Here is a 25,790-nt window from a genome sequence, read left to right on the forward strand (position 1 = left end):
CCGTCTCGGGAAACCCTCAGGCGGCGCGTCGTTCGAAGCACCTTCTGAGCGGCTTGCTGGTCTGCGACTGCTGCGGTGCGCCCTATATCAAAGTGGGTCGGAAACGCTTTCAGTGTCGCGAGGCCCGCAAGGGCGCCTGCAACAACAAATACACGATCCGTCAAGACCGGATCGAGGCCCGTGTCTTTGATACGCTGCGCGCCGAGCTTCGCAATGCGGATCTGATGGCGCAATTCGAGGCTGCGTTTCAAGCTGAGCTGCGCGCGCTCGAAAGCACAGATTTCGGCGCTGCGATCAAGGCTGCAAAAGCGCAACTTGCGTTGGCTCGCAAGGCGCGCGACGGCATCATGCGCGCGATCGAAAAGAGCGCTGACTTTGCGGATTACAGTGCGCGCGACAAGGAACTCAAAGCCGAGATCACGGCACTCGAAGATCGGATCGCGCATTTGGAGGCCCAGCAGGCCGAGAAAGACGCCACACCGCCCGACATTCCCGCGATCTTCGAGCAGGCGCTACACGATCTCGAAGCGCTGCTCGGCGATCCAGATCTCGTCGCCCGCGCCAACGAAGAACTCGCGGCCCTGGTCCGATGTATCACCCTCCTACCGGCCCCCGAGTCCAAAGACGGTCTGGCTGCCGAGATCCACATGGATCTCGGCAGTTTGCGTTCCAGGGTATGGGATCGGGATGAGGCGCAAGAGCAGGCGCTGTGAGACGGGGCATCGCTGGGGAACTGGGCGACACTACAAGCGCGCTGGACGATTGAGCAATTTGAGGCTCCGCGCCCGGTGTGATTGCCCAAACCAAAACCCATGATTATCATAACCAAACCCGTAGCATCTCGCTATGAACAATGGGCCACTCGGGGGCCGGTCAATGGATTGGCGCTAAATACGACGGCGCGGAGCCAACTCCATATTATGCCTCACCGTCGGCGCTGAATGCACCGGCGCACTCAAAGGCCGAACATCCATTTTTAATCCCAAGGATTTGATATGACCAAGCCGACTTCCAGCACCCAAGCATTCGATGCAGACGTCTTGTTTAACAAGGGCGGCTGGCCTGATTTCATCCAATCCCAGGAAAAGCTCTTTTCCAAAGAGAGCCTGACGCGTGTGTCAGACGGACTTCGGGAGGAATTCCATTGTGGCCACGCCGAAGGCCGACAGATGCCGAGCTTTCAAAGGTCGGACTGGTCAAGCGATGTCCTCGAGCCATTCACCGGCTATCCCATTGGCTATGACCTGCCTTGCCTGATCTCTCGCGATCGTCCTACGCGTGGGCGGATCATGTTCTGCGCCCAGGATCCACTACGAAAAGAGGGCACACCTGGCGTAGTAACCATCGGAACTTTCTTCGGAATCGACAGCGAGCGATATCGCCACTACATCAACCCGGGCAGACAGGTCAAAGCACACCATCCAGCGATGTGGGATGTCATCCGCGCTTGTCTCGATGCCAGCTATGATGTGTGGCTGACAGATGCGGTGAAGGTTTTCGCCGGCCCCGGCAACTTGCTGTTGAAGGATAAGCGAGGCAGGCAGCTCTGTAGTGAGATTCTCGCGGATGAGATCGCGCAAGTCCAACCCGTTCGTGTCGTCGCACTCGGCGGCAAAGCTGCAAACGAATTACACAAAGTTGCTGTTAAGCAGGGGGGCATTGATGGAGACCGCATCATGGCATTGCCACATCCGGCATATTACAAGACGAAATGGTATCTCGAAGGCGCTCCGCGCGACTATCCGTCCGGAGTTGAAGGACTGCGCGCTGCGAAGCGCGATTTCTACTGCCGCGCTCTCGGTCTCTGATTTAGTTCCGCCATTTAGCCTACGAATAGCCACCATGGAAAAGAAAGTGCCGGCTTGCCGCGGTCGCCGGCTAAACGACAATCAACGGTCGGGCAAGGGGCTCTGCCCCCGTCGCCGGATGGCGACAATCAACGGATAGGAAGGGGGCTCTGCCCCCTTGGCCTGCGGCCAATTCCCCCGGGATATTTCAAGAATTTGGACGCGGGCGAAAAGCGGCTTGTCATAGATGTGCAGCATGCAATATGTTCACTAAAACATATCGGCTTTGCAAAAGGTCTGCGCCCATGATCCGACTCCTCGCTCTGTTGTTGTTCTCCCTCGGTTTTGCCCTGCCCGCGCGCGCTGGTGAGGTAACGGTGTTTGCCGCCGCCTCGATGAAGACGGCGCTGGATGCGTTGGCGCAAGGCTGGGAGGCGCAGACTGGCAATGTCGCCCATATCTCTTACGCTGGATCGGGGGCGCTGGCGCGCCAGATCGCGGCCGGGGCGCCCGTCGATATCTTTATCTCCGCCAATCCCGGCTGGATGGAGGTCGTGGCCAAGACGGGCGATATCAAGGCGCGCGAGGATTTGCTGGCCAATCATCTGGTGGTGATCGCGCATGATGAAAACGCCCCCCCCGTCACGCTGTCCTCCGAGCTCGATCTGAAAGCCTTGTTAAAGGGCGGCAAGTTGGCGATGGCGCTGGTCGATGCGGTGCCTGCAGGTCAATATGGCAAGGCAGCGCTCGCGCATTTCGGGCTCTGGCAGGGCATCGCCCCCGATGTGGCGCAGGGCGACAATGTGCGCGCCACGTTGATGATGGTGGCGCTCGGGGCCGCGCCCTATGGCATCACCTATGAAAGCGATGCGGTGGCCGAACCGCGCGTGCATGTGGTGGCGACCTTCCCCGAGGGCAGCCACCCACCGATCCGCTACCCCGCCGCGCGCCTGAGCGACAGCGCAGCGGCACACAGTTTTTATGCCGCGCTGCGCACCCCCCAAGCCGCCAAAATCTTTCGCGCCCAAGGGTTCGTGGTTCTGCCGTGAGTTGGCTCTCGCCACAGGATTGGCAGGCGGTGACGCTATCGCTCAAGGTGGCGGGGGTGGCCACGGCTTGTTCGCTGCCGCTGGGCGTCGCGGTGGCCTATGCTTTGGCACGCGGGCGCTTTGTGGGGCATGGATTGCTTAACGGGATCGTACATCTGCCGCTGATATTGCCCCCCGTTGTGACGGGCTATCTGCTGTTGATGGGCTTTGCGCCCAATGGGGTGATCGGGGCGGCGCTGGCGCGCATTGGTATCCGGCTGGCCTTTGACTGGAAGGGGGCGGCGCTGGCGGCGGGGGTGATGGCATTCCCGCTGATGGTGCGCGCGATCCGCTTGGCGATTGAGGCGGTGGACCCTAAGCTCGAGGCTGCGGCCTCTACGCTGGGAGCGTCGCGGTTTTGGGTCTTTGTGAGCGTTACGCTGCCGCTGATCGTGCCCGGCATTATTGCCGGGGCGATCACCGCTTTTGCCAAGGCGATGGGCGAATTTGGCGCAACGATCACCTTCGTGTCCAACATTCCCGGCCAGACCCAGACCCTGCCGCTGGCGATCTATAGCGCGTTGCAGGTGCCCGGTGGCGAAAGCTCTGCGGTAAAGCTGGTGGTGATCTCGATCACGCTGGCCTTGGGTGCGCTTTTGGTCTCAGAGGTTTTGGCCAAACGGGTTGCCGCCCGGATTGCGGGGCGCGATGCTTGAGATTGCGCTGAAACATCGGTTCGCGGGCTTCACGCTGGATCTTGCACTGAACGCGCCGGGCGGAATCACCGCGCTGTTTGGCCATTCGGGCGCGGGCAAAAGCACGGTGGTGAATGCGGTTTCGGGGCTACTGCGCCCCGATTTGGGGCGCATTGCGGTGGGGGGCGATGTGGTGCTGGACACAGAGGCGGGCATCAACCTTGCCCCCCATCGCCGCCGCATCGGCTATGTCTTTCAAGAGGCGCGGCTGTTTCCCCATCTCGACGTGCGCGCGAACCTGAATTATGGCGCGCGCTTTGCCGCCCCCGGCCCCGGCGTGATCCGCTTTGATCGCGCGGTCGAGATGCTTGGGCTTGGCGCGCTGCTGGATCGGCGTCCCGGCGCGCTGTCGGGGGGCGAGGCCGCGCGGGTGGCTTTGGGGCGCGCGCTGTTGTCCAAGCCGCGCATGTTGCTGATGGACGAGCCGCTGGCAGCGCTTGACAGTGCGCGCAAAGCCGAGATCCTGCCCTATTTCGAGACCCTGCGCGATGAGGTCAAGCTACCGATCCTCTATGTCAGCCATGCCCCGGCTGAGGTCGCGCGGCTGGCCAGTTCTGTCGCGCTGCTTGAGGACGGGCACCTGCGCGCCTTTGGTCCGGCGCGCGATGTGCTGGCCGATCCGGGCGCGGCGGGGGGCTTTGGCGGACGCGCGGCGGGGGCGCTGATTTCGGGGCGGGTCGTGGCGCAAGACAGCGATGGTCTGGCGCGGGTCGAGACGGCGGGCGGGGCGATTTTCCTTGAAGCGCCGAGCGCCCCGATCGGTGCGCAATTGGGGCTGCAAATTCACGGCGCGGATGTGACGCTGGCGCTGGCGCGGCCCGAGCAGGTCTCGGCGCTCAATATCTTGCGCGTCACGGTGCTGGAGATCGGCGCGCCCGACGGCCCCTCGGTTTTCGTGCAGCTGGCGCTGGGGGAGGAACGGCTGTTGGCGCGCCTCACCACGCGCTCGGTTGCCGCGCTTGGGTTGCGCGCGGGTCTGGAGTGTCATGCGATGATCAAGGCGGTGTCGCTCGCCTCGCAAGACGTCACGCAGCGCGCATGAAAAAGGGCGACCCGAGGGCCGCCCTTTCCTGATCTGTTCGAGGTCTGGCTCTTAATTGGAGCCCGACATCTCCTTCATCCCCGTCGCAGGGGCCTGCGTAGCAGGCGTGCCCATATCGGTGACCATCGGCGTAGACATCTTGCTCATGTCGCCCATGCCCATCCGGCTTGCCAGATCGGCCAGCACCCAGACCGTGCCTCCCGCCAAAATGATCACGATCAGGAACGAGAACATCACCAGATACAGATCGCGGCGCGATTCCATCGAGAAATCGAGGTGCATGAAGGCCCAGAACTGAATCACAAGCTGGGCGATGCCCAACAGGCCAACCGTGCCCCAGGCGACGCCGGGAAACAGCCCGCCCGCGACGATGACCAGAGAGGCCAGCGTCAACACCACCGACAGGCCAAAGCCCCAGCCATAGCGCGCGATATCGCGTTTATATTCGGCGCTATCCATGCCGAGATCAGAAGAAACCGCACTCATGACAGCACCCCCATCAGATAGATTTTCGTAAACAGCGCGATCCACACGATATCAAGCATGTGCCAGAACAGGCCCAGACGCATCAGACGGGTTTTGACCAGCTCGGTCATGCCCATCGTTTTCATCTGAACGATCAACAGAAGGCCCCAGATGATGCCGCTGGTGACGTGCAGCCCGTGCATCCCGACCAACGCGTAATAGGCGCTCAGAAAGCCCGAGACCTGCGGCGTGTTCCCCTCGATCCAGAACTCGTGGAATTCATAGAGTTCAATCCCAAGGAAGATCGCGCCGAAGATCAGCGTCACCACAAGCCAGCCGATCGTGCGGCGCATGGTGGCATTGTATTTCATGCCCAGCGTGCAAATCCCGAAGGTGAAGGTCGAGATCAACAGCGCCATCGTCTCCACCGTCGGCAGCCCAAGGCTGAACAACTGATGCGGGCTGGGGCCGCTGGCGATGCCATGCCATTCGGCATCGGCATAGGTTGCGATGAACAGCGAGAACGCGATGAGGTCGGACATCAGGAAAATCCAGAAGCCGAAGATCACCGTCCCCGATTTGTCATGACCATGGGCGTGGCCGTGGTCGTGACCCTGATCGCTGGGGGCATGTGCCCCCAGATTGGTGGTTGTCGCACTCATACTGCTTTCTCCATATCGAAGACCAAGCCACGGTTCTTAGTGGTGAATTCGTCATCAAGGCTGACTTTGGGGGTCGTCTCGACGACATGCTTGTGACGCTCGTAATCGGCACGCAGCTCCTCGGCGGTGACGGTTTTTTCCCAATCCGTGTCATAGGAGCGGATCAGCACCAGCACGAACATCGCGATCCAGCACAGCGCACCAAGCCACCACATTTCAAAGATCAGGCCAAAGGCGCCAACGGTTGCCACCATCGCGACCAAGAACCCCATGGAGGTGTTTTTGGGCAGGTGGATGTCGACGAATTCGGTCGGCTCCATGACGCGCAAACCGCGCTCTTTCGCCTCGACCCAGGGCTCACGCGAGGTGATGTTGGGGATCGTGGTGAAGTCATGTTCAGGCACCGGGCAACCCAGCGACCATTCCAGACCCCGGCCATCCCACGGATCGCCCGCGGGCACCATCAGGCTTTCGCGATTCTTGATCGACACCCAGACCTGAATGACCTGCGAGGTCAAACCGCCCAGCACCGCAAGCGCACCAACCATCGAGACCAACAGCCACGGCAGATAGGCCGGGTCGGTAAAGAAGGCCATCCGGCGCGGCGCCCCCATCAGACCGATCGCATAGAGCGGCATGAAGGTGAGGTAAAAGCCAACCATCCACAGCCAGAAGCTGCGACGTCCCCAAGTTTCGTCCAGACGGAAGCCGAACGCGAGCGGGAACCAGTAGTTGATACCCGCGAACATCCCAAACAGCAGGCCCGGAATAAGCATGTTGTGGAAGTGCGCCACCAAGAACAGCGAGTTATGGGCTGCAAACGAGATCACCGGGTTGGCGAGCATGACGCCCGTAATCCCGCCGATCACGAAGGTGAACATGAAGCCCGCCGAGAACAGCATCGCCGTCGAGAAGCGCAGCTTGCCGCGCCACATCGTGAGCATCCAGTTATAGACTTTCACACCCGTGGGCACGCCAATCGTCATCGTGGCGATGCCGAAAATTGCGTTGAGATGCGCGGTCTGACCCATCGTGAAGAAGTGGTGAACCCAAACCGTAAAGGACAGCACCGCAATCGCGACTGTCGCCCAGACCAGCGAGGTGTAACCATACAGCTTCTTGCCCGAGAAGGTCGGGATGACATGGCTGAACACACCAAAGGCCGGCAGGATCAGGATGTAAACTTCGGGGTGACCGAACAGCCAGAACAGGTTGGCAAAGTTCATCATGTTGCCGCCCTGCGTGGCGGTGAAGAAGTGGAAGCCCGCGTGGCGATCCAGCGCCAGCATCACCGAGGCGACTGCCAGCGGCACCATTGCATAGATCATCAGGATCGCGGTGCACAGCGTCGTCCAGGCAAAGATCGGCATCTTCATCAGCGTCATGCCGGGGGCACGTTGCTTGTAGATCGTAACGGCAAAGTTGATGCCCGACAGCGTGGTGCCGATACCGGTCAGCATCAGCGACCAGATCCAGTAATCCACCCCCTCATTGGGCGACAGTTTGATGCCCGTGTAGGGCGGATAGGCCGTCCAGCCACCGGTCTCAAAATGGCCAACGACCAGCGAGGCCATGACCAGCGCCGCGCCGCCAACCGACAGCCACAGCGAGATCGCGTTCATGAACGGGAACTCCATATCGCGCGCGCCGATTTGCAGCGGCATCACCACGTTGATCAAGCCGATCAACAGCGGCATCGCGACAAAGAAGATCATGATCGTGCCATGGGTCGAGAACAGCTCGGCATGGTGTTCGACCGACAGAAAACCCGGCGCAGGCGCAACCTGCTGGGCGCGCATCACGACCGCCTCCAGGATACCCCGGATCAGCATGATCGCCGCCAGCACGATATAGATCACACCGATTTTCTTGTGATCGAGCGTGGTGATCCAATGCGTCCAAAGCGGCTTCCACCAGCCCTTGACGGTCAGCAATACCAGCACCGCCAACGCGCCCAGCACCACGATCCCGCCTGCAGCGGCCGCGATACCGGTCGAGAGCGACGGCTCCTTAAAGAAGGGAACGATAAAAATATCGTCCCATTTTAGGCTACCAAGAATACTCATTGCGCGTCCCCTTGGGATTGATTTTGGGAAATATGAAGCTCGTTGCGAATGGCATCGTCGATCTTCTTTTGCTCGGGCGCGGCGTCGGGCAGAATTGCAGCCCCCCCCTCATTCGCGAGGTCCGGGTTCATCGACGCCTTGTCCCACCAGCCTTTGGGCGGAGCGTCAAAAATCTGCGGACCGTCCCAGGTCGCGACCTTTTTGAACTGGGTCAACAGATCGGCCCAAGGCTTGCGCGGCTCTTGCAAGAAGGCGTCATATTGAGCCTTGGTCACGACGTCGACTTCGAACTTGTCCAGCGGGAAAGCGGCGCCGTTGAACTGGCTGTTGAAGCCTTCAAGTTGGGCCAGTTCGCCGGTGGTCATGTTCATCTTGGTCTGCATGCCCGGCATGGCATAGATCTGCCCGGCCAGACGCGGAATCCAGAAGCTTTGCATCGCGCCTGTCGCGGTGATGTCAAACTCAACCGGAGTATTTTCAGGCAGCACGACCTTGTTCACACTCGCCATCTTGCCGGGGTAAATGAACATCCATTTCCACTCGGACCCGACAACCTGCACCTTGATCGGGTTTGCACCCGTATGCTTGTAGGGGTCCTCAGAGATCGTGTTCATCCAGACAAGAACGCCCAGAATGACAACGGCCACACTGGAGCCGCCCCAGATCACGGCCTCAGCCAAGGTCGAGTGCGACCATTCCGGATGATAAGCCCCGGTGCCGCCCTTGCGGCGATATTTAATCAGGATCCACGGCAGGCCGATCAGGATCGGCAGGCACACCGGAAGCATCCAGAGAAAGAACACAATCATATGCGACTTTTCAGCCGCCGCGATGGGGCCGAGCGGTGACATGACCCCATTCTCTGCGCACCCCGACAACCACACAGCCGAACCCGCCAAAAGGGCGGGAAGGGTCAGGTGGCGCGAGCGCTGGTACAAGTTTTTAAACACCCTGGAATACCTTTCTATTCCCCATTCCGTCACACGTATCTGAAGGCGGTCTTACAGCCGTCTTACGCGCGATGAAATGTCACCTAGGGCAGGTTGTCGCAGGTCAATCAAACTTGACAAAATGTCGCACCTGAGCGTGGAACATTTTGTTTTTAAACAACAAATCCTATCACGCGCCTGCGACACTCAATTTTTTTATCAACAAATTCAGGGGCGAAAGGTTGAAATCAGGGGTAAAAATACAGGCCATTGCGGCGAAACTCTCTGCCTTGTGATCGCGGCGTGATCATTCCGTGAAGATTTGAGCGTTCTCAAAGGGATGAAGGAGCAAAGTGACGCAGATTTCCCGCCTGCACCGTTTCACGCCGCGTCCACGCGAAAACAGGCACAAAGCCCGCATATTCAGGGGCTCATCTGCGATGACAGACAAGCCTTTGCACCGGGCGTTTACCGTTACAGGTAGATGCGTTTTCTGATGACAGTTTCGTCAACCAAACCGACGCGAGCCAGTGCGTCGCGATCCGGCAGGCGCAACACGCCGTCGCGCCACTTGACCAGATTTTCGGCGCGCAGCCGCGAAAGCGTTTTATTGGTGTGCACAAGTGACAGCCCCAGCGCATCGGCCAGATCCTGTTGGCGCACGGGAAAGGGCATTTGCCCCCCTTTGACCAAGCCAGACTGCCCGGCGCGGTCCCAAACCGACACAAACGCCCAAGCCAGGGATTCGCGCGCCGAGCGCTGCCCGACCGAGATCAGAGCCTCGCCCAGAAAATGCTCTTCGCGTGCCACCTGCCATGTCAGCATGAAGGCGCGTTCGGGCATTTGCGAAAACATTTTCCAAACCTGAGCGCGATCAAAGACGCACAGGGTCACCGGGCTCAGCGCCTCAACCGCGTGGCTTGAGGCCCCCAGCATGATCGGCTCCAGCCCGATCAAATCCCCCGGAAACAGGAAATTCAGCACCTGACGGCGACCATCTTCCAACGTGTGATAGCGCAGCGCCTGCCCTTCCAGCAAAGTGAAAAACTGCTGCGGATCGCTGCCCTCCTCCAAGATCGGCCGCCCCGCCTCAACTTGCAATTCACCGACCCGGTGCATCTTGACGACGGCGCAGTCTTCTTTGGACGGAGCTTGAAAGCCGGGGTTTTCGGCAAAGGGGCAGATGTCACATTTGCGGGCCATTTGAACCTCATTGTATGTCAAATGTTAAACGTCAGGATCGCTCAGGCGGTTCCCTGCCTAAATACCGCGCCACTTTCGTGAGGGATTTGGCCTACCTAGGCGGAATCGCGACGCGGATCGGCGGAAATCCGCAGATTGTGCAACCCAAACAGGCGTTTGTCGCTTTTGCGAGACGTTCATGTCATAGATTAACGACACGGGCCGAGAAGTTGGCCACTGTGCGGAAATCATTTCCCAAATTGGGGCGTGCTGCTGTCTTGGGGGTTTGTGATGACGTCTTCATGTGCTGAGACTTTTTATGTTCGCTCAGCCCTTGGCTGGGCGGCGTGCCTGTGCGGGGTCGTGTTATGAATGATTGCACGCCTGAATTAAGCCATGCCGCGCGCCACCTAGATGGCACGGCGCTGATTCTTGAGGATGCGCTGATCGTGGCCTATGACGCGGCAGAGATGCTTAATGAGTTGGGCGCGCATCAGGTGCAAACCTGTGGCACACTGGATGAGGCCTTGCGCCTGATCGAGGGCGGGCTGGTGCCGACATTGGCGCTGCTTGATATTGATCTGGGGGGCGAGACCTCGCTGGATGCCGCACTGGCGCTGGCGCGGCTGCAAGTGCCGATCCTGTATTCGACCGGCTATGACGAGGTCGAAGGCGCGATTGCCGATTTCCCCAGCGGCGCGATGCTGCGCAAGCCCTACACCGCCGAGGATATGTCAAAAGCCCTGTGTGGCATGGGGTTTTCACGGCGCCGTGGCTGAGGGCGCCCCATGCGAACGGGCGTTAACGGCCAGTCTCTGCGCCGTAGCCATAACCATATTGCGGCCCTGAAAAGCGGAACTTGTTGACCACGACGCCCATCACATTGGTGCGCTCAGCCAATTCGCGTTCGCAAATGTCGATCTCTTTGATCGTCGTCTCTTCGGTGGCTGCGATGATCAGTACGCAATCCACATGCGCCGCCAGCGCCAACGTGTCGTCGCTGACCAGAACGGGCGCGGTGTCAAACACCATCAGATCGGGCTGATACAGCGCCTCGATCCGGTCAAGCACCTGCGCACAGGTCTGCGCCTGGATCAGCTCGGAGGGGTTTTCGACCGCCCGCGCATTCGTCGCAATCGCAAGGTTTGACCCGTAGCGACACGCGTGCTCGCGCAGATCGGCACAGCCATCCAGAACCTCAGACACCTGCGCGCCACTGTCTAGCTGCAACATCCGTGCCAAAGAGGGGCGGCGCAGATCGGCCTCAATCAGCACGCTGAACAGCTCTTCCTGACGGGCCAGCGAAAACGCCAGATTGAGCGCAATCGTCGATTTCCCGCAGCTTGCCGAGGGCGAGGTGATCGCCAGACGTTTCCAGCCATTAGCGCGCATCTGCTGCAAGATCTTGGTGCGCATCAGATCAAACGGCGCGGCTTCGGCGCGCGGCTCGGTGGTGACGATCCGCGCCGCCTCCATCAGCCGTGGCGAGGGCGCCCAAGGATCAAACGCTTGCCACGCCGCCCCCGACACGCCCGGGCGCAACGTCATCGTGGCACGTTCGCTGGCGCGTGGGCGCAGCTCGCTCAGAGGTTTGCTCTCGCGGCTTGCGCGGGCTTGGGCGATCGCATCGCGCAGTCGTTCTACCATGGCTCAGCCCCCTCTCTTAAAATACCAGATCGAGCGGCTTGTAGAGCACGCCCACCAACACCACCACCGCGATCAGCGCCAATCCTACCGCCCCCGAGGACAGCACCAGACGACGCCGTTTCAACGCCTTATCCGCCGCCGTGCTGACATAGGGCAGCGTTGCAAACGCTGTGATGCCCAGTTTGGAGGTCAGGTCTTCGGGGCGGCGAATTCCGGGATTGAGCAGTTCAAACGCCACGATCACCAACAGCCCTAGCACAAAGCCCGCACCAAAGCCCGCCAGCATGATCGTCTTGCGATTGGGCTTGACCGGCGCGCTTGGCGCAACCGCCTGATTGATCACCGTCAGCCGCTCGCCTTTGGACAGCGATTCAATCGTGTCGCCGGTCGTGGCCATAGCACGCGCGCTGATCGCTTTGTCGTATTGATCGCGTAGATTGTCGTGATCAAGTTGAAGCGCATCCAGCGTCGCGGCATTCGCGGGCACGCGCAGAATATCGCTTTGGATGCGGCTATAGAGTTCGCGATTGGCCTGCATCTGCGCATCGGCGGTAAAAATATCGTCTTCCAACTCACGCAACCGCGCGTCAAAGGCATCGCCATTTTTCGGCATGGCGGGCAGCCCCTTGGAGCGCAGGCTGGCAATTTGTGCCCCCAGCGCGGCCAGTTTCGGGTCGTCTTGCGCCAAGACGGCTTGCAGCGCCAGTTGCTGCGCGCTCAACTGCGCCAGATTGCGCAGCTGCGGCGGGTAGATCGCATCCAGATTGACCTTGTCGCCCGACAGTTCATGGCGTCGGATCAGCTTGTCGCGCTGATCTTCCAGCGCGGTTTTCTGCGCGGTGATCTTGGCCCGCTCGCTCTGCAATTCCGTCGCCTGATCGCGCATGATATTCAGCCGTTCGGGCAGGGCTTCGCCGTTCTCCTGCTTGAATTTCAAGATCGCAGACGAGGATTTCGATAACTCCCCCGACAGCCGATCAGCCTCGCGGGTGAAAAAATCAAGCGTGTCACGCGCCGATTTCGTGCGAATATCGCTGTCTTCTTTCAGCACGCGGGTCACCAACTCATTGGCAACTTGCGCCGCCTGCGCGGGGCGTCCCGACAGATAGGCGATTGTCAGAAAGGTCGCCTGTTCGGGCGCACGGCGGTCTTTGGTCTGACCGGTGATCTCGATCTTGATCGAATTGGACAGCGCGGCAAAGACAGCATCAGCATCGCGCGCGCCAGAATCGAGGCGCAGGTTCGAATAAAGGTTCATCCGCTTGGCGATATCAAGCAGGCTTTCGCGCGACATCACGCGCTTGCGGATCACCTGAAGTTTGGCGTTGGTGTCGGTCTGTACCGTGCTCGTCGCCAGCTTGTCGGGAATGCTATCGCCCTCAACCACCAAAAGTGCATCGGCCTCATAGATCGGGTTGATGGAGCGCGCCACCAGCAGCCCCGCTGCCGTGCCCAAAAGCGTCAGCAGGATCAGCCAGTGAATGCGGCGCAGCAGCATGTTGAGATAGAAACGCGCGCCTTGCATCACGCCCCTCCCTGCACCGCCGCACGCCCGGATCGGAATGTGCTTGCACCTGTTACCACGCGGGGTTTGCCCTGCGCCTCGACGGGCAGATAAAAGACGTTGTCTTCGATCACCTTGTCGATGATCTCTGTGCTGACCTGATCAGAGCGCGCCGAATAGGCATAGACCATCCCCAGATCGCAAAGTTGGTTCATCAGCCGCGGGATGCCGCCGGTATAGGCATGCACTTTTTGCGCGGCCTCTGGGGTGAAAATCTCATGCGTGGCACCGGCCACCTCAAGGCGGTGGGCAACATAGGGCTGGGCGCAATCCGCCCCGATCGGCCCCAGATGGAACCCTGCCCCGACACGCTGCGCGAACTGGCGCAATTGTGGCTGGGCAATCAAATCGCGCAGCTCGGGCTGCCCCATCAGGATCAGCTGCACCAGCTCATCCTTGTCAGCATTGATATTGGTGATCATGCGCAGCTCTTCCAGAACACCTGCATCTAGGTTTTGCGCCTCGTCGATCACCACGACCACGCGCCGCCCCGCCGCATATTCCGAGATCAGAAACTGCTGGAACCGGTCAAAGATCAGCACGTAATCCTCGCCCGGCGCGACCCGCTCACCCAAGGCCAGCATGATCCAGCGGATCAGATCCTCGCGCGTGCCGCGCGCATTGGAGACCAGCGCGATCGTGACGTTTTCGGTGATCGTGGCCATCAGATGACGCAGCAAGGTGGTCTTGCCCGCCCCCACTTCGCCCGTGATCAGCGTGATCGGCGCGCGCGAAAATAGCCCATATTCGAGCATCGTCGCCGCGTGCTTATGCTCGGGCGACCAGTAGAGGAACTCGGGATCTGGCAGCAGCGAAAACGGTCGCTCCTTCAGCCCGAAAAAATCGGTGTAAATCTCATCCATGCCTGTATCCGGGCCTTTGGCCTCGTTATCGTTCGCGCTTAATGAAGCGTAAATCGGTGGATTTCGCAACAAATGCTTGCATGAGCGGCGAAATATGCGGCGCAATGGCCTCAGTTTTCGTACCAAACGGGTCTCAAAGGGGCTCCGTGTCACCCTGTGCCCCGAGAATGTCTTTATTGATCACCCATTTGTGGCTAATCTGTCGCAAAGCGCCACTCAGAGCGCATAAGTAAATATTGAGGCAAGGGCAGATGGCGCGACACATCGGGGCAAAACCCGCCGTGATCTTGCTTTGTGCAGCACTCGCATTGGCAGGCTGCAAGAGCAAACAGGAAAAAGCGGACGACTATTACCAGTCGGCGATGGCGCTTGTTGCAAAAGGCGACGTGCCCCGCGCCATGATCGAGTTGCGCAACGTGTTTCAATACGACGTCTCTCATAAGGCGGCGCGACGCGAATATGGCGATCTGCTTTTGGCAACCGGGCGCGTGCAAGAGGCCTATGGCCAATATCTGCGCCTGAGCGAGCAATATCCCGATCTGGTCGATCCCCATCGCTTGCTGGCGGAACTGTCGCTGCGCTCGGGCAATATGGATGAGGCGCGCCGCCAGATGAACACCACGCTGGATTTGGCCCCCGATGATCCGGGCGCGCTGGCGGTGGGGCTGGCCTTGCAACTGCGCGCGGCAATGGCAAGCAACGAGACCTCGGCCTACGCCGATATCGGCACCAAGGCCCGCGCTCTGACGCAACGCGCGCCCGATGTCGCGACCGCGTGGCATGTGCTGATTGACACGTTGAATGCGCAGGGCGATCAAGAGGGCGCGCTCAGCGCAATTAAGACGGCGCTGCTTCAAAAGCCTGCGCAATATCGGTTGCAGGTGATGCGGCTCGAACTGCTGGCCGCGCTCAAGCGCAACGATCAGATCGGCGCACAGCTCAAGCGGATGCAAGAGCTGTTTCCCGACGATCCCAAGACCCGCACCGCCCTGATCGCGTGGTATGTGCTGCGCGATGACCCCGATGGCGCGGCCAATTTCCTACGCAAACTGGCGGGCGATCCAGCCTCGGAAAGCGATGGCTATGTGCAACTGGTGCAGTTCCTGGCGCAAAGCCGGGGCGCGCAGGCCGCGGCAACCGAATTGGACACGCTGATCGCGCAGGCCAAGGGCACGCCCAATGCGCGGCTGTTTGGCGCGATGCGGGCCGATCTGGATTTCACCGCAGGCCAACAAGATAAAGCGCTCGCACGGATGAAAGCGCTGCTCCAAGACGCACCTGAAAGCGAGCAGACCGACCGTCTGCGTGTGAGCTATGCGCAGATGCTTGATCGCGCCGGACAGCGCAACGCAGCGCAAGCCCAGCTTGACGCCGCTCTCAAAGTTGCGCCCGATCTGGTGCCAGCCTTGCGCCTGCGCGCCCAGTGGTTGATCGATGCCGACAATCCCGAGGATGCGCTCGTGGCGCTGCGCCGTGCCTTGCAACAGGCCCCCCAAGATGCGCCCACCCTGACGCTGATGGCGCAAGCCAACATGCGCGAGGGTGCGCCCGATCTGGCCGGCACACTGCTGGCCCAAGCCTATGAGGCAAGCAATCGTCGCGCCGCCGAGGCCCGCAACTACGCTGATTTCCTACTGGATCAGAAACGTCCTACCGCCGCTGCGGCGCTGCTTTCTGAGGCGATTCAGCACAATCCCGATGATCCGGGGCTGTTGCATCGCCAAGCCGATCTGGCGCTGAGCCAGACCGATTGGGCGCAAGCCCAGCGCATCGCCGAGCATCTGGATACGCTGCAACGCCCCGAAGCATCAGCCTTGGCGCAATCCATTCGTGCCGCGATCTTGCTGGGGCGCGGGCAAAGCGATGCGGCGATCGATACGCTGAAATCGCTGGCCGACAGCACCAGCAATAATGGCGCGATTGCCGCCGTCATACAGGCCCAGCTTGCCGCTGGACGGACGGATGCCGCGCGCAGCTACCTTGCCGATCAGCTTGCCGCCGCCCCGAAAGATCGCGGATTGCGTCTGCTAAGCGCCAATCTTGACTCGCTCACCGGGCACGGGTCCGAAGCCGAGGCAGGCCTGCGCGCGCTTTGCTCTGAGCGCCCCGCCGACAGCCAGCCCGCACGCCAACTTTACCGCCTGCTTGCCGCGGCCGGGCGCGACGCAGAGGCTAGGCAGATCATCGACGCGACCCTGAAAGCGCAAGGCGACGCCCCCGATCCGCTGCTGTTGCTCTATCGCGCGCGCTCGCAGAACAAAGCGGGCGATTATGAGGCCGCCATCGCCACTTATGACGCGCTATATCAACGCAATTCCGACAATGCCGTCTTGGCCAATAACCTTGCCAGCCTGCTTAGCCAGCACCGCGACGATCCCGCCAGCCTTGCGCGCGCCGCCGCCATTGCCCAGCGCTTTCGTGAAAGCCCCGAGCCTGCCTTCAAAGACACCTATGGCTGGGCGGAATATCGTTTGGGCAATTTCGCGCAGGCCGAGCCGCTTTTAGCCGCCGCCGCTGCCGGTTTGCCCGACACGGCCCTGGCGCAATATCACTATGCGATGGTGCTGCTGGCCAACGGCGACGACACCACCGCCGCAGCGCAGTTGCAAAAGGCGCTTGATCTGGCCGGAGCTGTTCTGCCCGCGCAAATGCAAGACGCCCCTGCCCAATTGGCAAAGCTGCGCGCCAGCGCAAAGCGCGGGAATTAGGGCACAGATCGGCAGGCTTGCCCTGTCTTGGCCACGGTTTTGTCTTTGGCTGAGCCCGGTTGCGCGGTATGATCACATCAAAGGGGCGCATCAGACACCCCGTCAACGAGAGCAGTCATGAGCATTGCAAGCACCAATCTGCGCGCCGCGCGCAGCCTGCCGTGGGGCATTCTTGGGCTGGGCGCGCTGACGCTGGCCTGCGCGCCATTCTTTGCGTTGGGCTTGCAAAGCCTCGGCGCGGCTTGGTCCACGCCGGAATATAGCCACGGCCCGCTGATCCCCTTGATTTCGCTTTATCTTTTCGCACGCGAACTGCGCCACGCCCCGGCACATTCCAGCCCGCAACACACCCGCTGGCAAGGGGTCGTCGTGATCATCGCCGCGCTGGCTGTGGCGGCGTTTGGCGACCTTGCGCAGATCCCCGATATCGTGACCTATGCGCTGATCGGCTGGCTGATGGGCGTGGTGTTACTGGTCATGGGCTGGCAGGCGGGGCGGCATCACTGGAAGCCGGTGCTGCATCTGATCTTCATGCTGCCGCTGCCCCAAATCCTGTATTGGAAGCTGACGATTGCGTTGCAACTGATCTCGTCGGAACTGGGCGTGGCGCTGGTACGCGCCTTTGACATTCCGGTCTATCTGTCGGGCAATGTGATTGATCTGGGCGTCTATAAATTGCAGGTCGCCGAGGCCTGTTCTGGCCTGCGCTACCTGTTCCCGATCCTCAGTTTTTCCTACCTGTTCGGTATCCTTTATCGTGGCCCGTTCTGGCATAAGGCGGTGCTGTTTGCGATGGCCGCGCCGCTGACGGTGGGGCTGAACAGCTTACGCATCGGCGTGGTGGCGATCTTGGTCAACAGCTACGGGATCGGGCAGGCCGAAGGGTTTTTGCATGTGTTCGAGGGTTGGGTGATTTTCGGCGCGGCGATTGCGATCCTCAGCTTCACGGCCGTCGGGCTGCAGCGCCTGACGCCCAACCCGCGCCCGCTATCAGAGGCGCTTGATCTGAACTACACCCGCTTCGCCCCCGAGCTACGTCGCCTGACCCAGATCGCTCCGTCGCGGGCGCTGATGGTGGCGCTTGGGCTGGCGGCGCTGGCCAGTGCCGCTTGGCTTGCCCTGCCCCGCCCCGAGGCCCTACCCCCCGCGCGCAGCGACTTTTCGACCTTTCCGCGCAGCATCGAGGGCTGGCAGGGCGAGATGCGCGCGCTTGAGCCGCAAACCGTTCAGGTGTTGGGCGCAACCGACTATCTGAACGCCGTTTATGCCAGTCCCGATCGCAGCGCAGCGGTCAATCTGTTCGTGGCGTGGTATGCCGATCAGACCGGGGGCGCGGGCATCCATTCGCCCGAGGTCTGTCTACCCGTCGGGGGCTGGGAGGTGAGCAATTTCGGGCCGCGCAGCCTCACCCTGCCCCATCGCGCGTCCTTTGCGGTCAATCGCGCGGTGATCACCAAAGGGCTGAACCGCCAGCTTGTCTATTACTGGTTTGACGAGCGTGGAGTGGCAATGATCAACGATTGGCGCGCGAAACTATCGGTGATTGTCGATGGTGTGACGCGCGGGCGCACCGATGGCGCGCTGATCCGCTATGTCACGCCGATTGGCCCGGGCGAAAACGTGTCGGTGGCCGATGCGCGGTTGACGAAGTTCATCGCGCACAGCCTGCCCCGGCTAGGGGCTTACGTTCCAGATTGAGTTACGAGCCAGCCCCGCTTGGCGCCTCCCAGCAATTCGCGATCGACTGCTGGGTGTCAAAGACCAGCGGGCAGCTTTGTGCCACTTTCATCGCCTGATCCACCAGCGCATCGGCGCGCTCAGGCGTCAGCCCGATGGCCAGCGCATGGGCCACCGGATCATAGGCGGCGCGCCCCGTCATCTCTTCCGTGATCTGGTTTAAGGCCGTATCCGCGACCTCGACGGGGGCAATCTGGCGCAGATCGCCCGCCCCCGCCGTGCCTGCCACAATGACACCCAACAGCAAGGCAACAGCCCCGAAGCCCATATGTCTGTTTCGCGTCATATCAGCCCCCCAGCGGATAAATGCCCCGGCAAGCTGGGGCACGTTGGGAATATTTGTGTCTAGATTGCGGCACCTATCAAGCACAAATGCGTCAATATTTGGCTAATTTCTCGCGCGTTATGAAACAATCACCCCAGAAACGGGCGCATTATTTCCCAAACTTGGAAAATATCCGATCATAGGCCGCCAAAAGCTGCTTGGCCGAGAAATCCCAAGCCAGCGATTCCAGCACCCGCTTGCGCCCCGCCTGCCCGATTTCTCGCGCCGCCTCGGGCGCATCAATCAGCGCCGCGATCTGGGCGGCGAAATCACGCGGATCATTGGCGCGGGCATAGCGCGCCGCCTCGCCCGCCGAGGCCCGCCCCTCGGTCAGATCGAACTGCACGAGCGGCTTTTCCAGCGTCATATATTCCATGACCTTGTTCATGGTCGAAATGTCATTCATCGCGTTCTTCGGATCGGGGGCGACGCCGATATCAATCGCATTCATCGCCGCCAGCATCTCATCGCCATAAAGCGGCCCGGTGAAAGTGACGTGATCAGACAGCCCACGCGCGGCGACATCGGCCTGCACCATCGGCACTTCGGGGCCAAACCCCACGATCACCAGATGCACGTCCGAATGGCCCAGATCCCGGATCAGGATCTGCAGAGCCTCGATCAGAAGATCCATCCCCTCTTGCTGACCGATCACCCCGATATAGCCGAGCACCGTTTTCGCGCCGTGGCGATAGCGAACATCGCCCGGACCGGGCAGAAAGGTTTCAACACGCGGGGCAGAGCGCACAACGAACACATCCTCGGGCGCCATTTTGCCACGCGCGATGGCGATCTTGCGAAAGCTCTCATTGGTGGCCATCGACACGGACGCGCAGGCGAATGTGATACGCTCCCAAATCCGCATCACGCCCCAAAGCAGGCCCTTTTTGTTAAATTTCGCCTCGAACAATTCGGGGCAGACATCGTGGTGATCAAACATATAGCGCACGCCCGCGAGCCGATAGCGCAGTGCGAGCAGCCAGATCAGATCGGGCGGGTTGCAGCCCTGAATGACGTCAAAACCACGCTCGCGCCGCACCACCCGCGCCAGCGCAAACCAGTGCCAGATCGCGTGGCCATATTCGCGCGCATAGGCCACCGCGCCCGAATGCGCCTCGGGCGGGGCGGGATGGCGATAAATATGGATGCCCTCGATCACCTCATAAGGCGCATCCCACCCCCGTCCCATCGGGCAGATCACCGACACCTGATAGCCCGCGCCCGCCAGGGTCGTCGCCTCCAGCCAGACGCGTCGGTCCAGCGGCACGGGGAGGTTTTCCACCACGATCAAAACGCGCCTGCCCGCTGTTTCGTGTGCCATTGCTCGCCCCTTGCTTGCAGCGGTTTGTTTCCCACCTTTGCGTGAGCCCCTTCCGCTTTGTCCTGAACATGGTTATGTCGCCAAAACACACGGGATTCCAGCCCTGCGCGAGAGACCCTTTCAGACATGTTCACCACATTGCTCAATAAGTTCGCGCGCCCCGCCAAAAGCACCGCGCCCCCCGGCCTGCCCCACCCGCAAGACCCGGTTTGCGTGATCGGCGACTTGCATGGGCGTGCCGATTTGCTGGACGCGATGTTCGAGCTGATCAGCGACCAGCCCGGATCAGAGCGCGCGCGTGTCATCACGGTGGGCGATATGATTGATCGGGGGCCTGAGAGCGCGCGGGTGCTGTCGACGTTGCAGGCCGCGCAACGGGCCGCGCCTCAGCGCATGATCTGCCTGATGGGCAATCATGAACGCATGATGTTGGATTTTCTGATCAGCCCCGATGCGCAGACAGTGCGTTGGCTGAAGCTGGGCGGGGCGGCGACCCTGCGCAGTTACGGCCTGAGCCTGCCGGATATGACACGTCCCGACACGGATGCACTGGACGCGTTGCGCATGGATCTGGCGCGCGCACTTGGTCCCAACCTGCTTAGCTGGCTCGATTCCCGCCCGCTCTATTGGCGGGAAGGCGGGCTTGCAGTGACCCATGCGGGGGCCGATCCCTATCACCCGTTGGAACGCCAAAACCCCGATGCGTTGCTTTGGGGGCATGCGCGGTTTGGCACAGCTCCGCGGCGCGACGGGCTATGGATCGCGCATGGTCACTGGGTGGTAGCCGAGCCCTTTGTCGATCGCGGACGTGTGGCGCTTGATACCGGGGCCAGCAAATCGGGGCGGTTGAGCGCGGCATGGTTTGACCGCAATGGACTGAAGTTTCTAACCATTCAGGGATGACATGCAAAAGCGCCCCAATATCGGGACGCTTGCAGATCGCTTGAAAGGGAAAATCACGCCGGAAGACCGTGATCCTGTGGAAGCCCTGTGATCACTTGCCAGTTTGTTTGAACACCACCGCGACGGTCATCAGGCACAACATCACATCATTCAGCAGCGACATTTTCGCGTAATAGCGCTCGTCAAAGCGGACACGATCCACGAAGGCGCTGGAGGAACGACCCACCACCTGCCACAGCCCGGTGATGCCCGGACGCATCCGGTAATAGGCGCGGCCCATCGCATCCTGATAGGTCGCTTCTTGCGAGGCCAAGAAGGGGCGCGGGCCGACAAGGCTCATCGAGCCAAACAGTACGTTGAAGAATTGCGGCAGCTCATCAAGGCTGGTGCGGCGCAAAAACGCTCCGATACGGGTAATGCGCGGATCATGGGCGAGCTTCTGGTTCACGGCCCATTCTTGGGCAATCGCGGGGTCAGAATCGCACAGCGCTTTCAGCTTGGCCTCGGCATCCACCACCATCGTGCGCAGTTTCCACATTTTGAAACTCCGCCCGTCACGCCCGATCCGGGGTTGGGCGAAAAACGCAGGCCCGCCATCAAGCCAGACCAAAGCCGCCAGCACCAAGATCAGTGGCAACAACACCGGTATCACAGCCAAAACCATCGCGATATCAAACATCCGCTTGCCAACAGCACGGTAGGGCGCAGCACCTGCAAAAGGCGCATGCACAACCGTCTGGCTTTTCAGCGCGATATTGGTGGTGAATTCGCTCATGGCCTGTGTCCCAATCCTAACCTCAGCGGGGGCTATTCCTGCCACCCTTCACCGATGCGTTATGGTTAGAGAATCGTTCAAATCTGTGGCCAAAGCGGACAGATGTTGCGCCTCTTTCGCGGCAAATATGGTTAAGGAAGCCCTGATTTTTGCGATTTTCTTACGCTAATATCGTTTTGAATCAACAATATAGATCATTTCACGCAATTGTGGCACGACAGTGAACGCACTAAGGCCGCGCCCCGCTTGCCCGAGTTTTTTTCCACGTCTCTTGCACACTCATTCGCCCGCGTAGTGCGACTCCATCACGTAATCTTTGCGCGGGCCATGCACGCGCCACACGGTCTGCCATTGGGGCCAGTGATCAAAGCCATAGGATACATGATAGGTGTCAGGATCACACCAATGCTGAGCCTCTGGGCGGGCCGGGTCGACGTGATGAAATGCGCGGCCATCTTCAAAACTGACGGCAATCCCAGCCCCATCGGCGTGCCAGAGATAGCAGCGCTCTGCGTGAAACCGCGTGCCCTCGGGCAAAATCAGATCGCCGCTCTCGCGATAATGCAGCCCGCCCGTGCGCGGCGTGAACACCGCCCTACCCTGAAAGCGCGCGACACGGCCATCGCTGTGACGGATCTGGCGCCGCAACACCCACGCGCCTTCAAAATCGCACAGCTTGATCATCACCGCTCCCTTGCCCCAAAGGCAGGCACAGTCTAACAAGCCGCCTAAACCACCTGCAATCGAAAGGCCGCGCCCATGATCCCGCGTTATTCCCGCAAAGAGATGGTCGATATCTGGGAACCTGCCAGCAAGTTCAAGATCTGGTACGAGATCGAGGCCCATGCCTGCGACGCTCAGGCCGATCTGGGCGTGATCCCGCGCGAATCTGCACAGGCTGTCTGGAAGGCCAAGGATGTGGAATTCGACGTCGCGCGCATCGACGAAATCGAGTCCGTGACCAAGCATGATGTGATCGCCTTTCTGACCCATCTGGCTGAACATATCGGCTCGACCGAGGCGCGATTTGTCCATCAGGGCATGACCAGCTCGGATGTTCTGGACACGACCTTCAACGTGCAGCTGGTGCGCGCCACCGATATCCTGCTCGCCGATATGGACCGCCTGCTTGCCGCGCTGAAAAAGCGCGCGTTTGAGCATAAAGACACCGTGCGCATTGGGCGCAGCCACGGCATTCACGCCGAACCGACCACGATGGGGCTGACCTTCGCGCGCTTTTACGCCGAAATGGATCGCAACAAGAACCGTCTGGAAAAGGCCCGCTGGGAAGTGGCCACCGGCGCGATTTCCGGCGCGGTCGGCACATTCGCCAATATCGACCCGGCGGTTGAGGAACATGTCTGCGAGAAACTCGGCCTGCGCGTTGAGCCGATTTCAACCCAAGTGATCCCGCGCGACCGGCACGCGATGTTCTTTGCCACCCTAGGTGTGATTGCCTCGAGCATCGAAAACGTCGCCATCGAAATTCGCCACATGCAGCGCACCGAGGTGCTTGAGGCCGAGGAGTTCTTCTCCAAGGGCCAAAAGGGCAGCTCGGCGATGCCGCATAAACGCAACCCGGTGCTGACGGAAAACCTCACCGGGCTGGCGCGTTTGGTGCGCATGGCCGTGGTGCCCGCGATGGAGAACGTGGCGCTTTGGCATGAACGCGACATCTCGCATTCCTCGGTCGAGCGCGCGATCGGCCCTGACGCCACCGTGACGCTCGATTTTGCGCTCAACCGTCTGGCAGGCGTGATCGAAAACCTCGTGATCTATCCTGACAACATGCTGGCGAACATGAACAAATTCAAAGGCTTGGTGATGAGCCAGCGGGTCTTGCTGGCGCTGACGCAGGCGGGTGTGTCGCGCGAGGACAGCTACAAGCTGGTGCAGCGCAACGCGATGAAGGTTTGGGAAAAGGGTGCGGATTTCCGCGAGGAATTGCTGGCCGATGCAGATGTGCGCGCCGCGCTAAGCGAGGATGAGATCAACGAAAAATTCGATCTCGGCTATCACACCAAACACGTGGACACGATTTTCAAGCGCGTTTTCGGGGAATAATCGCGACTACGTGATCTGACACTGGTCTCAAGGCGGTGATTCGGCTTACGCTGGGTCATCAGCCAAGGGAGATCCGTGATGACTAGAACGATTCTTGCCGCCGCCGTCCTTATCCTTGCACCGCTTGCGGCCAGCGCCGATTGCATGCGCGAACATCAAGCCTCGATGTCGTGCCCGCAAGGCCATGTCTGGGACAAAGACGCCAAGTCCTGCGTGTTGCAAGCCAGCTAATTCCGGTTTCGCTAAGCTGGCATTAACCGACCCTGTGCCACCTTGATCGAAAGGTTCAAGGGAATCGGAGAACGTTGGTGAACGCAGTCGCAAAATTGCAGCCTCTTGGCCAATTGGCCGGGATGGGAGGGGCACCCGGACTTATGGCTCCAAGCGCTCCAGCCACTCTGACACGCAAGCAAAAGGCCGCCATCGTGGTGCGCCTTTTGGCCACTGAGGGGCTGAAACTGCCGCTCAGCGATCTGAGCGATGATCACCAAACCGAACTGACCGAGGCGGTTGGCAGGTTGCGCCTGATTGATCGCGACACGCTCAGCGCCGTGGTGGATGAATTCTGCGCCGAACTGGAAGCGGTTGGGTTTGCCTTTCCCGGCGGTCTTGATGGTGCGCTGACCCTGCTGGACGGACAGCTTTCCCCATCGGCCTCGACACGTCTGCGCCGTCTCGCCTCTGGCAGTTCACGCGCCGACCCGTGGGAGCGTATCACAGGCCTCTCCGCCGAACTGCTCCGCCCCGTTCTCGAAGAGGAAAGCGTTGAGGTTGGCGCGGTCATGCTGTCCAAGCTGTCTGTCGCGAAAGCTGCGGAATTGCTGGGGCTTTTGCCCGGCGACAAGGCACGGCGCGTGGCCTATGCGGTCTCTCTCACCGGCAATGTCGCGCCAGAAACTGTGCACCGGATCGGGCAGGCGCTATCGGCACAGCTGGACGCGCAACCCGCCAAGGCGTTTGATACTGGACCAGTGGAGCGCGTCGGCGCGATCCTGAACTATTCCGCATCCAGCACCCGCGATTCGGTGCTCAAAGGGCTTGACGAGGAAGATCAGCTGTTTGCCGATCAAGTGCGCAAGGCGATCTTCACATTCGCCAATATTCCCGCGCGGATTGATCCGCGCGACGTGCCAAAAATCTTGCGCAATGTCGATCAGGCCCGTTTGGTCACCGCATTGGCAGGGGCCAAGGGCGCACTCGAAGCATCGGCGGAGTTCATCCTGACCAATATGTCCCAACGCATGGCGCAATCCTTGCGCGACGAGATGACTAATCTGGGCAAGGTGAAGGAAAAGGAGTCCGAAGAGGCGATGGGCGAAATCGTGGCGGCGATCCGCGAAATGGAATCTGCTGGCGAAATCTTCCTTGTCGCCGAGGACGAGGCCTAGACACACGCATCCGCCTACCCCTTCTCTCGCTGGCCGCAATCTATTAACGTCACATCAGAACAGACTGATTTGCTTGGTTGATTGCTGCGCACGCGTCTGCTCTTACAGAGAGAAAGACCCACCCCGCACAGCGCCTCCTTGGCGCAACAGACGGGGCGGGCATAGGGGACGCTTCGGCAATCGGGGCGCGAAGGGACAGTGATGACCGATCGGATTGCGCTTTGGCTGGGGGCCATCCTGATAGTGCTGATATTGGCGGATATATTCCTTAACCAAGGGCAGGCTTTGCTGTTTTTGGGCCGGAGAATCGCTGATCTCGTTCAATATGTCGCATTCTGGCGCTAGCATACACGTCTGACCGGTTGACCTTTCGCCTTAAAGGCGTTTGTTAACCGCAACGGGATTTCTGCCCGCGCAACTCCTTGCAGGGCAGCCAGCCAGAGGAGAAGGACATGACCGTCAAAGTTGCCATTAACGGCTTTGGGCGCATTGGGCGCAACGTGTTGCGCGCGATCATTGAATCGGGGCGCACCGATATCGAGGTGGTCGCGATCAACGATCTCGGCCCGGTGGAGACCA

At 60.5% G+C, this 25,790-nt stretch carries 26 protein-coding genes and 1 pseudogene; 15 read left to right on the forward strand and 12 right to left on the reverse strand.

From position 1 onward, the window contains the following. Positions 1-92: 92 nt before the first annotated feature. The 6 genes and pseudogenes from QZ571_RS18510 to modC all read left to right on the forward strand — a co-directional run. A pseudogene (locus QZ571_RS18510) lies at positions 93-140 on the forward strand (hypothetical protein); the annotation flags it as partial. A gap of 84 nt (positions 141-224) precedes the next feature. Beyond that, the gene (locus QZ571_RS15160; RefSeq protein WP_295536632.1) at positions 225-713 is read left to right on the forward strand and encodes a hypothetical protein; all 489 of its coding nucleotides are present in this window, start codon (positions 225-227) and stop codon (positions 711-713) included. Positions 714-995: 282 nt separating this feature from the next. Next, positions 996-1,808 carry a uracil-DNA glycosylase family protein gene (locus QZ571_RS15165; protein ID WP_295536635.1) on the forward strand — a complete coding sequence of 271 codons (813 nt, stop codon included), beginning with the start codon at positions 996-998 and terminating at the stop codon, positions 1,806-1,808. 284 nt (positions 1,809-2,092) lie between these two features. Then, the gene (modA, locus tag QZ571_RS15170; protein WP_295536638.1) at positions 2,093-2,836 is read left to right on the forward strand and encodes a molybdate ABC transporter substrate-binding protein; all 744 of its coding nucleotides are present in this window, start codon (positions 2,093-2,095) and stop codon (positions 2,834-2,836) included. Continuing rightward, a complete protein-coding gene (gene modB, locus QZ571_RS15175) occupies positions 2,833-3,531 on the forward strand; it encodes a molybdate ABC transporter permease subunit (protein ID WP_295536641.1) in 699 nt (232 codons plus the stop codon). The genes modA and modB overlap by 4 nt, the downstream gene beginning before the upstream one ends. Continuing rightward, a complete protein-coding gene (gene modC / locus QZ571_RS15180; RefSeq protein WP_295536643.1) occupies positions 3,524-4,612 on the forward strand; it encodes a molybdenum ABC transporter ATP-binding protein in 1,089 nt (362 codons plus the stop codon). The genes modB and modC overlap by 8 nt, the downstream gene beginning before the upstream one ends. 51 nt (positions 4,613-4,663) lie before the next feature. Here the strand turns inward: modC and QZ571_RS15185 are convergent, their stop codons facing one another. The 5 genes from QZ571_RS15185 to QZ571_RS15205 all read right to left on the reverse strand — a co-directional run bounded on the left by QZ571_RS15185 (position 4,664) and on the right by QZ571_RS15205 (position 9,937). Then, the gene (locus tag QZ571_RS15185; RefSeq protein ID WP_295536645.1) at positions 4,664-5,098 is read right to left on the reverse strand and encodes a cytochrome C oxidase subunit IV family protein; all 435 of its coding nucleotides are present in this window, start codon (positions 5,096-5,098) and stop codon (positions 4,664-4,666) included. Further along, positions 5,095-5,739 carry a cytochrome c oxidase subunit 3 gene (locus QZ571_RS15190; RefSeq protein ID WP_295536648.1) on the reverse strand — a complete coding sequence of 215 codons (645 nt, stop codon included), beginning with the start codon at positions 5,737-5,739 and terminating at the stop codon, positions 5,095-5,097. Before QZ571_RS15190 ends, QZ571_RS15185 begins: the two co-directional genes overlap by 4 nt. Beyond that, positions 5,736-7,805: a cbb3-type cytochrome c oxidase subunit I gene (locus QZ571_RS15195; RefSeq protein WP_295536651.1), complete on the reverse strand. Its 2,070-nt coding sequence runs from the start codon at positions 7,803-7,805 to the stop codon at positions 5,736-5,738. Before QZ571_RS15195 ends, QZ571_RS15190 begins: the two co-directional genes overlap by 4 nt. Further along, the gene (locus QZ571_RS15200; RefSeq protein ID WP_295536654.1) at positions 7,802-8,656 is read right to left on the reverse strand and encodes a hypothetical protein; all 855 of its coding nucleotides are present in this window, start codon (positions 8,654-8,656) and stop codon (positions 7,802-7,804) included. The genes QZ571_RS15195 and QZ571_RS15200 overlap by 4 nt, the downstream gene beginning before the upstream one ends. 552 nt (positions 8,657-9,208) lie before the next feature. Continuing rightward, a complete protein-coding gene (locus tag QZ571_RS15205) occupies positions 9,209-9,937 on the reverse strand; it encodes a Crp/Fnr family transcriptional regulator (RefSeq protein ID WP_295536657.1) in 729 nt (242 codons plus the stop codon). Positions 9,938-10,284: 347 nt separating this feature from the next. Here QZ571_RS15205 and QZ571_RS15210 point away from each other — a divergent pair, with 347 nt between their 5' ends. After that, on the forward strand, positions 10,285-10,695 hold the full coding sequence (locus QZ571_RS15210) for a hypothetical protein (RefSeq protein WP_295536660.1): 411 nt from the start codon (positions 10,285-10,287) through the stop codon (positions 10,693-10,695). Positions 10,696-10,717: 22 nt separating this feature from the next. Here QZ571_RS15210 and QZ571_RS15215 read toward each other — a convergent pair whose 3' ends face one another. The 3 genes from QZ571_RS15215 to QZ571_RS15225 are packed head-to-tail and all read right to left on the reverse strand — an operon-like array spanning position 10,718 to position 13,990. Further along, positions 10,718-11,563, reverse strand: coding sequence for a CpsD/CapB family tyrosine-protein kinase (locus tag QZ571_RS15215; protein WP_295536663.1), 846 nt, complete (start codon positions 11,561-11,563; stop codon positions 10,718-10,720). 16 nt (positions 11,564-11,579) lie between these two features. After that, complete coding sequence (locus tag QZ571_RS15220; protein WP_295536665.1) at positions 11,580-13,088, reverse strand: Wzz/FepE/Etk N-terminal domain-containing protein; 1,509 nt, start codon at positions 13,086-13,088, stop codon at positions 11,580-11,582. Continuing rightward, a complete protein-coding gene (locus tag QZ571_RS15225; RefSeq protein ID WP_295536666.1) occupies positions 13,088-13,990 on the reverse strand; it encodes an AAA family ATPase in 903 nt (300 codons plus the stop codon). Before QZ571_RS15225 ends, QZ571_RS15220 begins: the two co-directional genes overlap by 1 nt. 251 nt (positions 13,991-14,241) lie before the next feature. On the opposite strand from QZ571_RS15225, the gene QZ571_RS15230 reads away from it, so the two are divergent. Together QZ571_RS15230 and xrtD are read left to right on the forward strand one after the other, a co-directional pair. Beyond that, on the forward strand, positions 14,242-16,698 hold the full coding sequence (locus QZ571_RS15230; protein ID WP_295536668.1) for a tetratricopeptide repeat protein: 2,457 nt from the start codon (positions 14,242-14,244) through the stop codon (positions 16,696-16,698). 117 nt (positions 16,699-16,815) lie between these two features. Continuing rightward, positions 16,816-18,396, forward strand: a complete 1,581-nt coding sequence (gene xrtD / locus QZ571_RS15235; RefSeq protein ID WP_295536671.1) for a VPLPA-CTERM-specific exosortase XrtD — start codon at positions 16,816-16,818, stop codon at positions 18,394-18,396. Position 18,397: 1 nt separating this feature from the next. Here the strand turns inward: xrtD and QZ571_RS15240 are convergent, their stop codons facing one another. Further along, the gene (locus tag QZ571_RS15240; protein WP_295536674.1) at positions 18,398-18,721 is read right to left on the reverse strand and encodes a hypothetical protein; all 324 of its coding nucleotides are present in this window, start codon (positions 18,719-18,721) and stop codon (positions 18,398-18,400) included. A 148-nt stretch (positions 18,722-18,869) separates the two neighbouring features. Then, positions 18,870-20,081 (reverse strand): glycosyltransferase family 4 protein, encoded by a 1,212-nt coding sequence (locus tag QZ571_RS15245; RefSeq protein ID WP_295536677.1) that lies wholly within the window; start codon positions 20,079-20,081, stop codon positions 18,870-18,872. Between the two features lie 126 nt (positions 20,082-20,207). Here QZ571_RS15245 and QZ571_RS15250 point away from each other — a divergent pair, with 126 nt between their 5' ends. Beyond that, entirely contained in the window at positions 20,208-20,984 is a 777-nt protein-coding gene (locus QZ571_RS15250; RefSeq protein ID WP_295536680.1) for a metallophosphoesterase family protein, read from the forward strand. A 91-nt stretch (positions 20,985-21,075) separates the two neighbouring features. On the opposite strand, the gene QZ571_RS15255 is transcribed toward QZ571_RS15250, so the two are convergent. Beyond that, positions 21,076-21,759 (reverse strand): sugar transferase, encoded by a 684-nt coding sequence (locus tag QZ571_RS15255; RefSeq protein WP_295536683.1) that lies wholly within the window; start codon positions 21,757-21,759, stop codon positions 21,076-21,078. 279 nt (positions 21,760-22,038) lie between these two features. Then, the gene (locus QZ571_RS15260) at positions 22,039-22,443 is read right to left on the reverse strand and encodes a DUF6314 family protein (protein WP_295536685.1); all 405 of its coding nucleotides are present in this window, start codon (positions 22,441-22,443) and stop codon (positions 22,039-22,041) included. 75 nt (positions 22,444-22,518) lie between these two features. On the opposite strand from QZ571_RS15260, the gene purB reads away from it, so the two are divergent. The 5 genes from purB to QZ571_RS15285 all read left to right on the forward strand — a co-directional run. Then, positions 22,519-23,823, forward strand: a complete 1,305-nt coding sequence (purB, locus tag QZ571_RS15265) for an adenylosuccinate lyase (protein ID WP_295536688.1) — start codon at positions 22,519-22,521, stop codon at positions 23,821-23,823. 78 nt (positions 23,824-23,901) lie between these two features. Beyond that, the gene (locus QZ571_RS15270) at positions 23,902-24,054 is read left to right on the forward strand and encodes an adenylosuccinate lyase (protein ID WP_295536690.1); all 153 of its coding nucleotides are present in this window, start codon (positions 23,902-23,904) and stop codon (positions 24,052-24,054) included. A gap of 122 nt (positions 24,055-24,176) precedes the next feature. Beyond that, positions 24,177-25,211, forward strand: a complete 1,035-nt coding sequence (locus QZ571_RS15275; RefSeq protein ID WP_295536694.1) for a FliG C-terminal domain-containing protein — start codon at positions 24,177-24,179, stop codon at positions 25,209-25,211. Positions 25,212-25,412: 201 nt separating this feature from the next. Next, positions 25,413-25,556 carry a hypothetical protein gene (locus QZ571_RS15280; protein WP_295536693.1) on the forward strand — a complete coding sequence of 48 codons (144 nt, stop codon included), beginning with the start codon at positions 25,413-25,415 and terminating at the stop codon, positions 25,554-25,556. A gap of 107 nt (positions 25,557-25,663) precedes the next feature. After that, a partial coding sequence (locus QZ571_RS15285) for a glyceraldehyde 3-phosphate dehydrogenase NAD-binding domain-containing protein (RefSeq protein ID WP_295536696.1) occupies positions 25,664-25,790 on the forward strand: 127 nt, incomplete at its 3' end.

The sequence above is a fragment of the uncultured Thioclava sp. genome (genome assembly GCF_913064665.1).
Lineage (GTDB): Bacteria > Pseudomonadota > Alphaproteobacteria > Rhodobacterales > Rhodobacteraceae > Thioclava > Thioclava arctica.

Coding starts and splice junctions, on each gene's coding strand:
- purB (WP_295536688.1), top strand. CDS start 22,519: ATGATCCCGCGTTATTCCCGCAAAGAGATGGTCGATATCTGGGAACCT.
- QZ571_RS15185 (WP_295536645.1), bottom strand. CDS start 5,098: ATGAGTGCGGTTTCTTCTGATCTCGGCATGGATAGCGCCGAATATAAA.
- QZ571_RS15205 (WP_295536657.1), bottom strand. CDS start 9,937: ATGGCCCGCAAATGTGACATCTGCCCCTTTGCCGAAAACCCCGGCTTT.
- QZ571_RS15225 (WP_295536666.1), bottom strand. CDS start 13,990: ATGGATGAGATTTACACCGATTTTTTCGGGCTGAAGGAGCGACCGTTT.
- modC (WP_295536643.1), top strand. CDS start 3,524: ATGCTTGAGATTGCGCTGAAACATCGGTTCGCGGGCTTCACGCTGGAT.
- QZ571_RS15240 (WP_295536674.1), bottom strand. CDS start 18,721: ATGACGCGAAACAGACATATGGGCTTCGGGGCTGTTGCCTTGCTGTTG.
- QZ571_RS15215 (WP_295536663.1), bottom strand. CDS start 11,563: ATGGTAGAACGACTGCGCGATGCGATCGCCCAAGCCCGCGCAAGCCGC.
- QZ571_RS15195 (WP_295536651.1), bottom strand. CDS start 7,805: ATGAGTATTCTTGGTAGCCTAAAATGGGACGATATTTTTATCGTTCCC.
- QZ571_RS15255 (WP_295536683.1), bottom strand. CDS start 21,759: ATGAGCGAATTCACCACCAATATCGCGCTGAAAAGCCAGACGGTTGTG.
- QZ571_RS15250 (WP_295536680.1), top strand. CDS start 20,208: ATGTTCACCACATTGCTCAATAAGTTCGCGCGCCCCGCCAAAAGCACC.
- QZ571_RS15220 (WP_295536665.1), bottom strand. CDS start 13,088: ATGCAAGGCGCGCGTTTCTATCTCAACATGCTGCTGCGCCGCATTCAC.
- QZ571_RS15270 (WP_295536690.1), top strand. CDS start 23,902: ATGACTAGAACGATTCTTGCCGCCGCCGTCCTTATCCTTGCACCGCTT.
- QZ571_RS15275 (WP_295536694.1), top strand. CDS start 24,177: ATGGGAGGGGCACCCGGACTTATGGCTCCAAGCGCTCCAGCCACTCTG.
- QZ571_RS15200 (WP_295536654.1), bottom strand. CDS start 8,656: ATGTCACCGCTCGGCCCCATCGCGGCGGCTGAAAAGTCGCATATGATT.
- QZ571_RS15245 (WP_295536677.1), bottom strand. CDS start 20,081: ATGGCACACGAAACAGCGGGCAGGCGCGTTTTGATCGTGGTGGAAAAC.
- QZ571_RS15190 (WP_295536648.1), bottom strand. CDS start 5,739: ATGAGTGCGACAACCACCAATCTGGGGGCACATGCCCCCAGCGATCAG.
- QZ571_RS15280 (WP_295536693.1), top strand. CDS start 25,413: ATGACCGATCGGATTGCGCTTTGGCTGGGGGCCATCCTGATAGTGCTG.
- QZ571_RS15165 (WP_295536635.1), top strand. CDS start 996: ATGACCAAGCCGACTTCCAGCACCCAAGCATTCGATGCAGACGTCTTG.
- xrtD (WP_295536671.1), top strand. CDS start 16,816: ATGAGCATTGCAAGCACCAATCTGCGCGCCGCGCGCAGCCTGCCGTGG.
- QZ571_RS15210 (WP_295536660.1), top strand. CDS start 10,285: ATGAATGATTGCACGCCTGAATTAAGCCATGCCGCGCGCCACCTAGAT.
- QZ571_RS15160 (WP_295536632.1), top strand. CDS start 225: ATGGCGCAATTCGAGGCTGCGTTTCAAGCTGAGCTGCGCGCGCTCGAA.
- modA (WP_295536638.1), top strand. CDS start 2,093: ATGATCCGACTCCTCGCTCTGTTGTTGTTCTCCCTCGGTTTTGCCCTG.
- QZ571_RS15260 (WP_295536685.1), bottom strand. CDS start 22,443: ATGATCAAGCTGTGCGATTTTGAAGGCGCGTGGGTGTTGCGGCGCCAG.
- QZ571_RS15230 (WP_295536668.1), top strand. CDS start 14,242: ATGGCGCGACACATCGGGGCAAAACCCGCCGTGATCTTGCTTTGTGCA.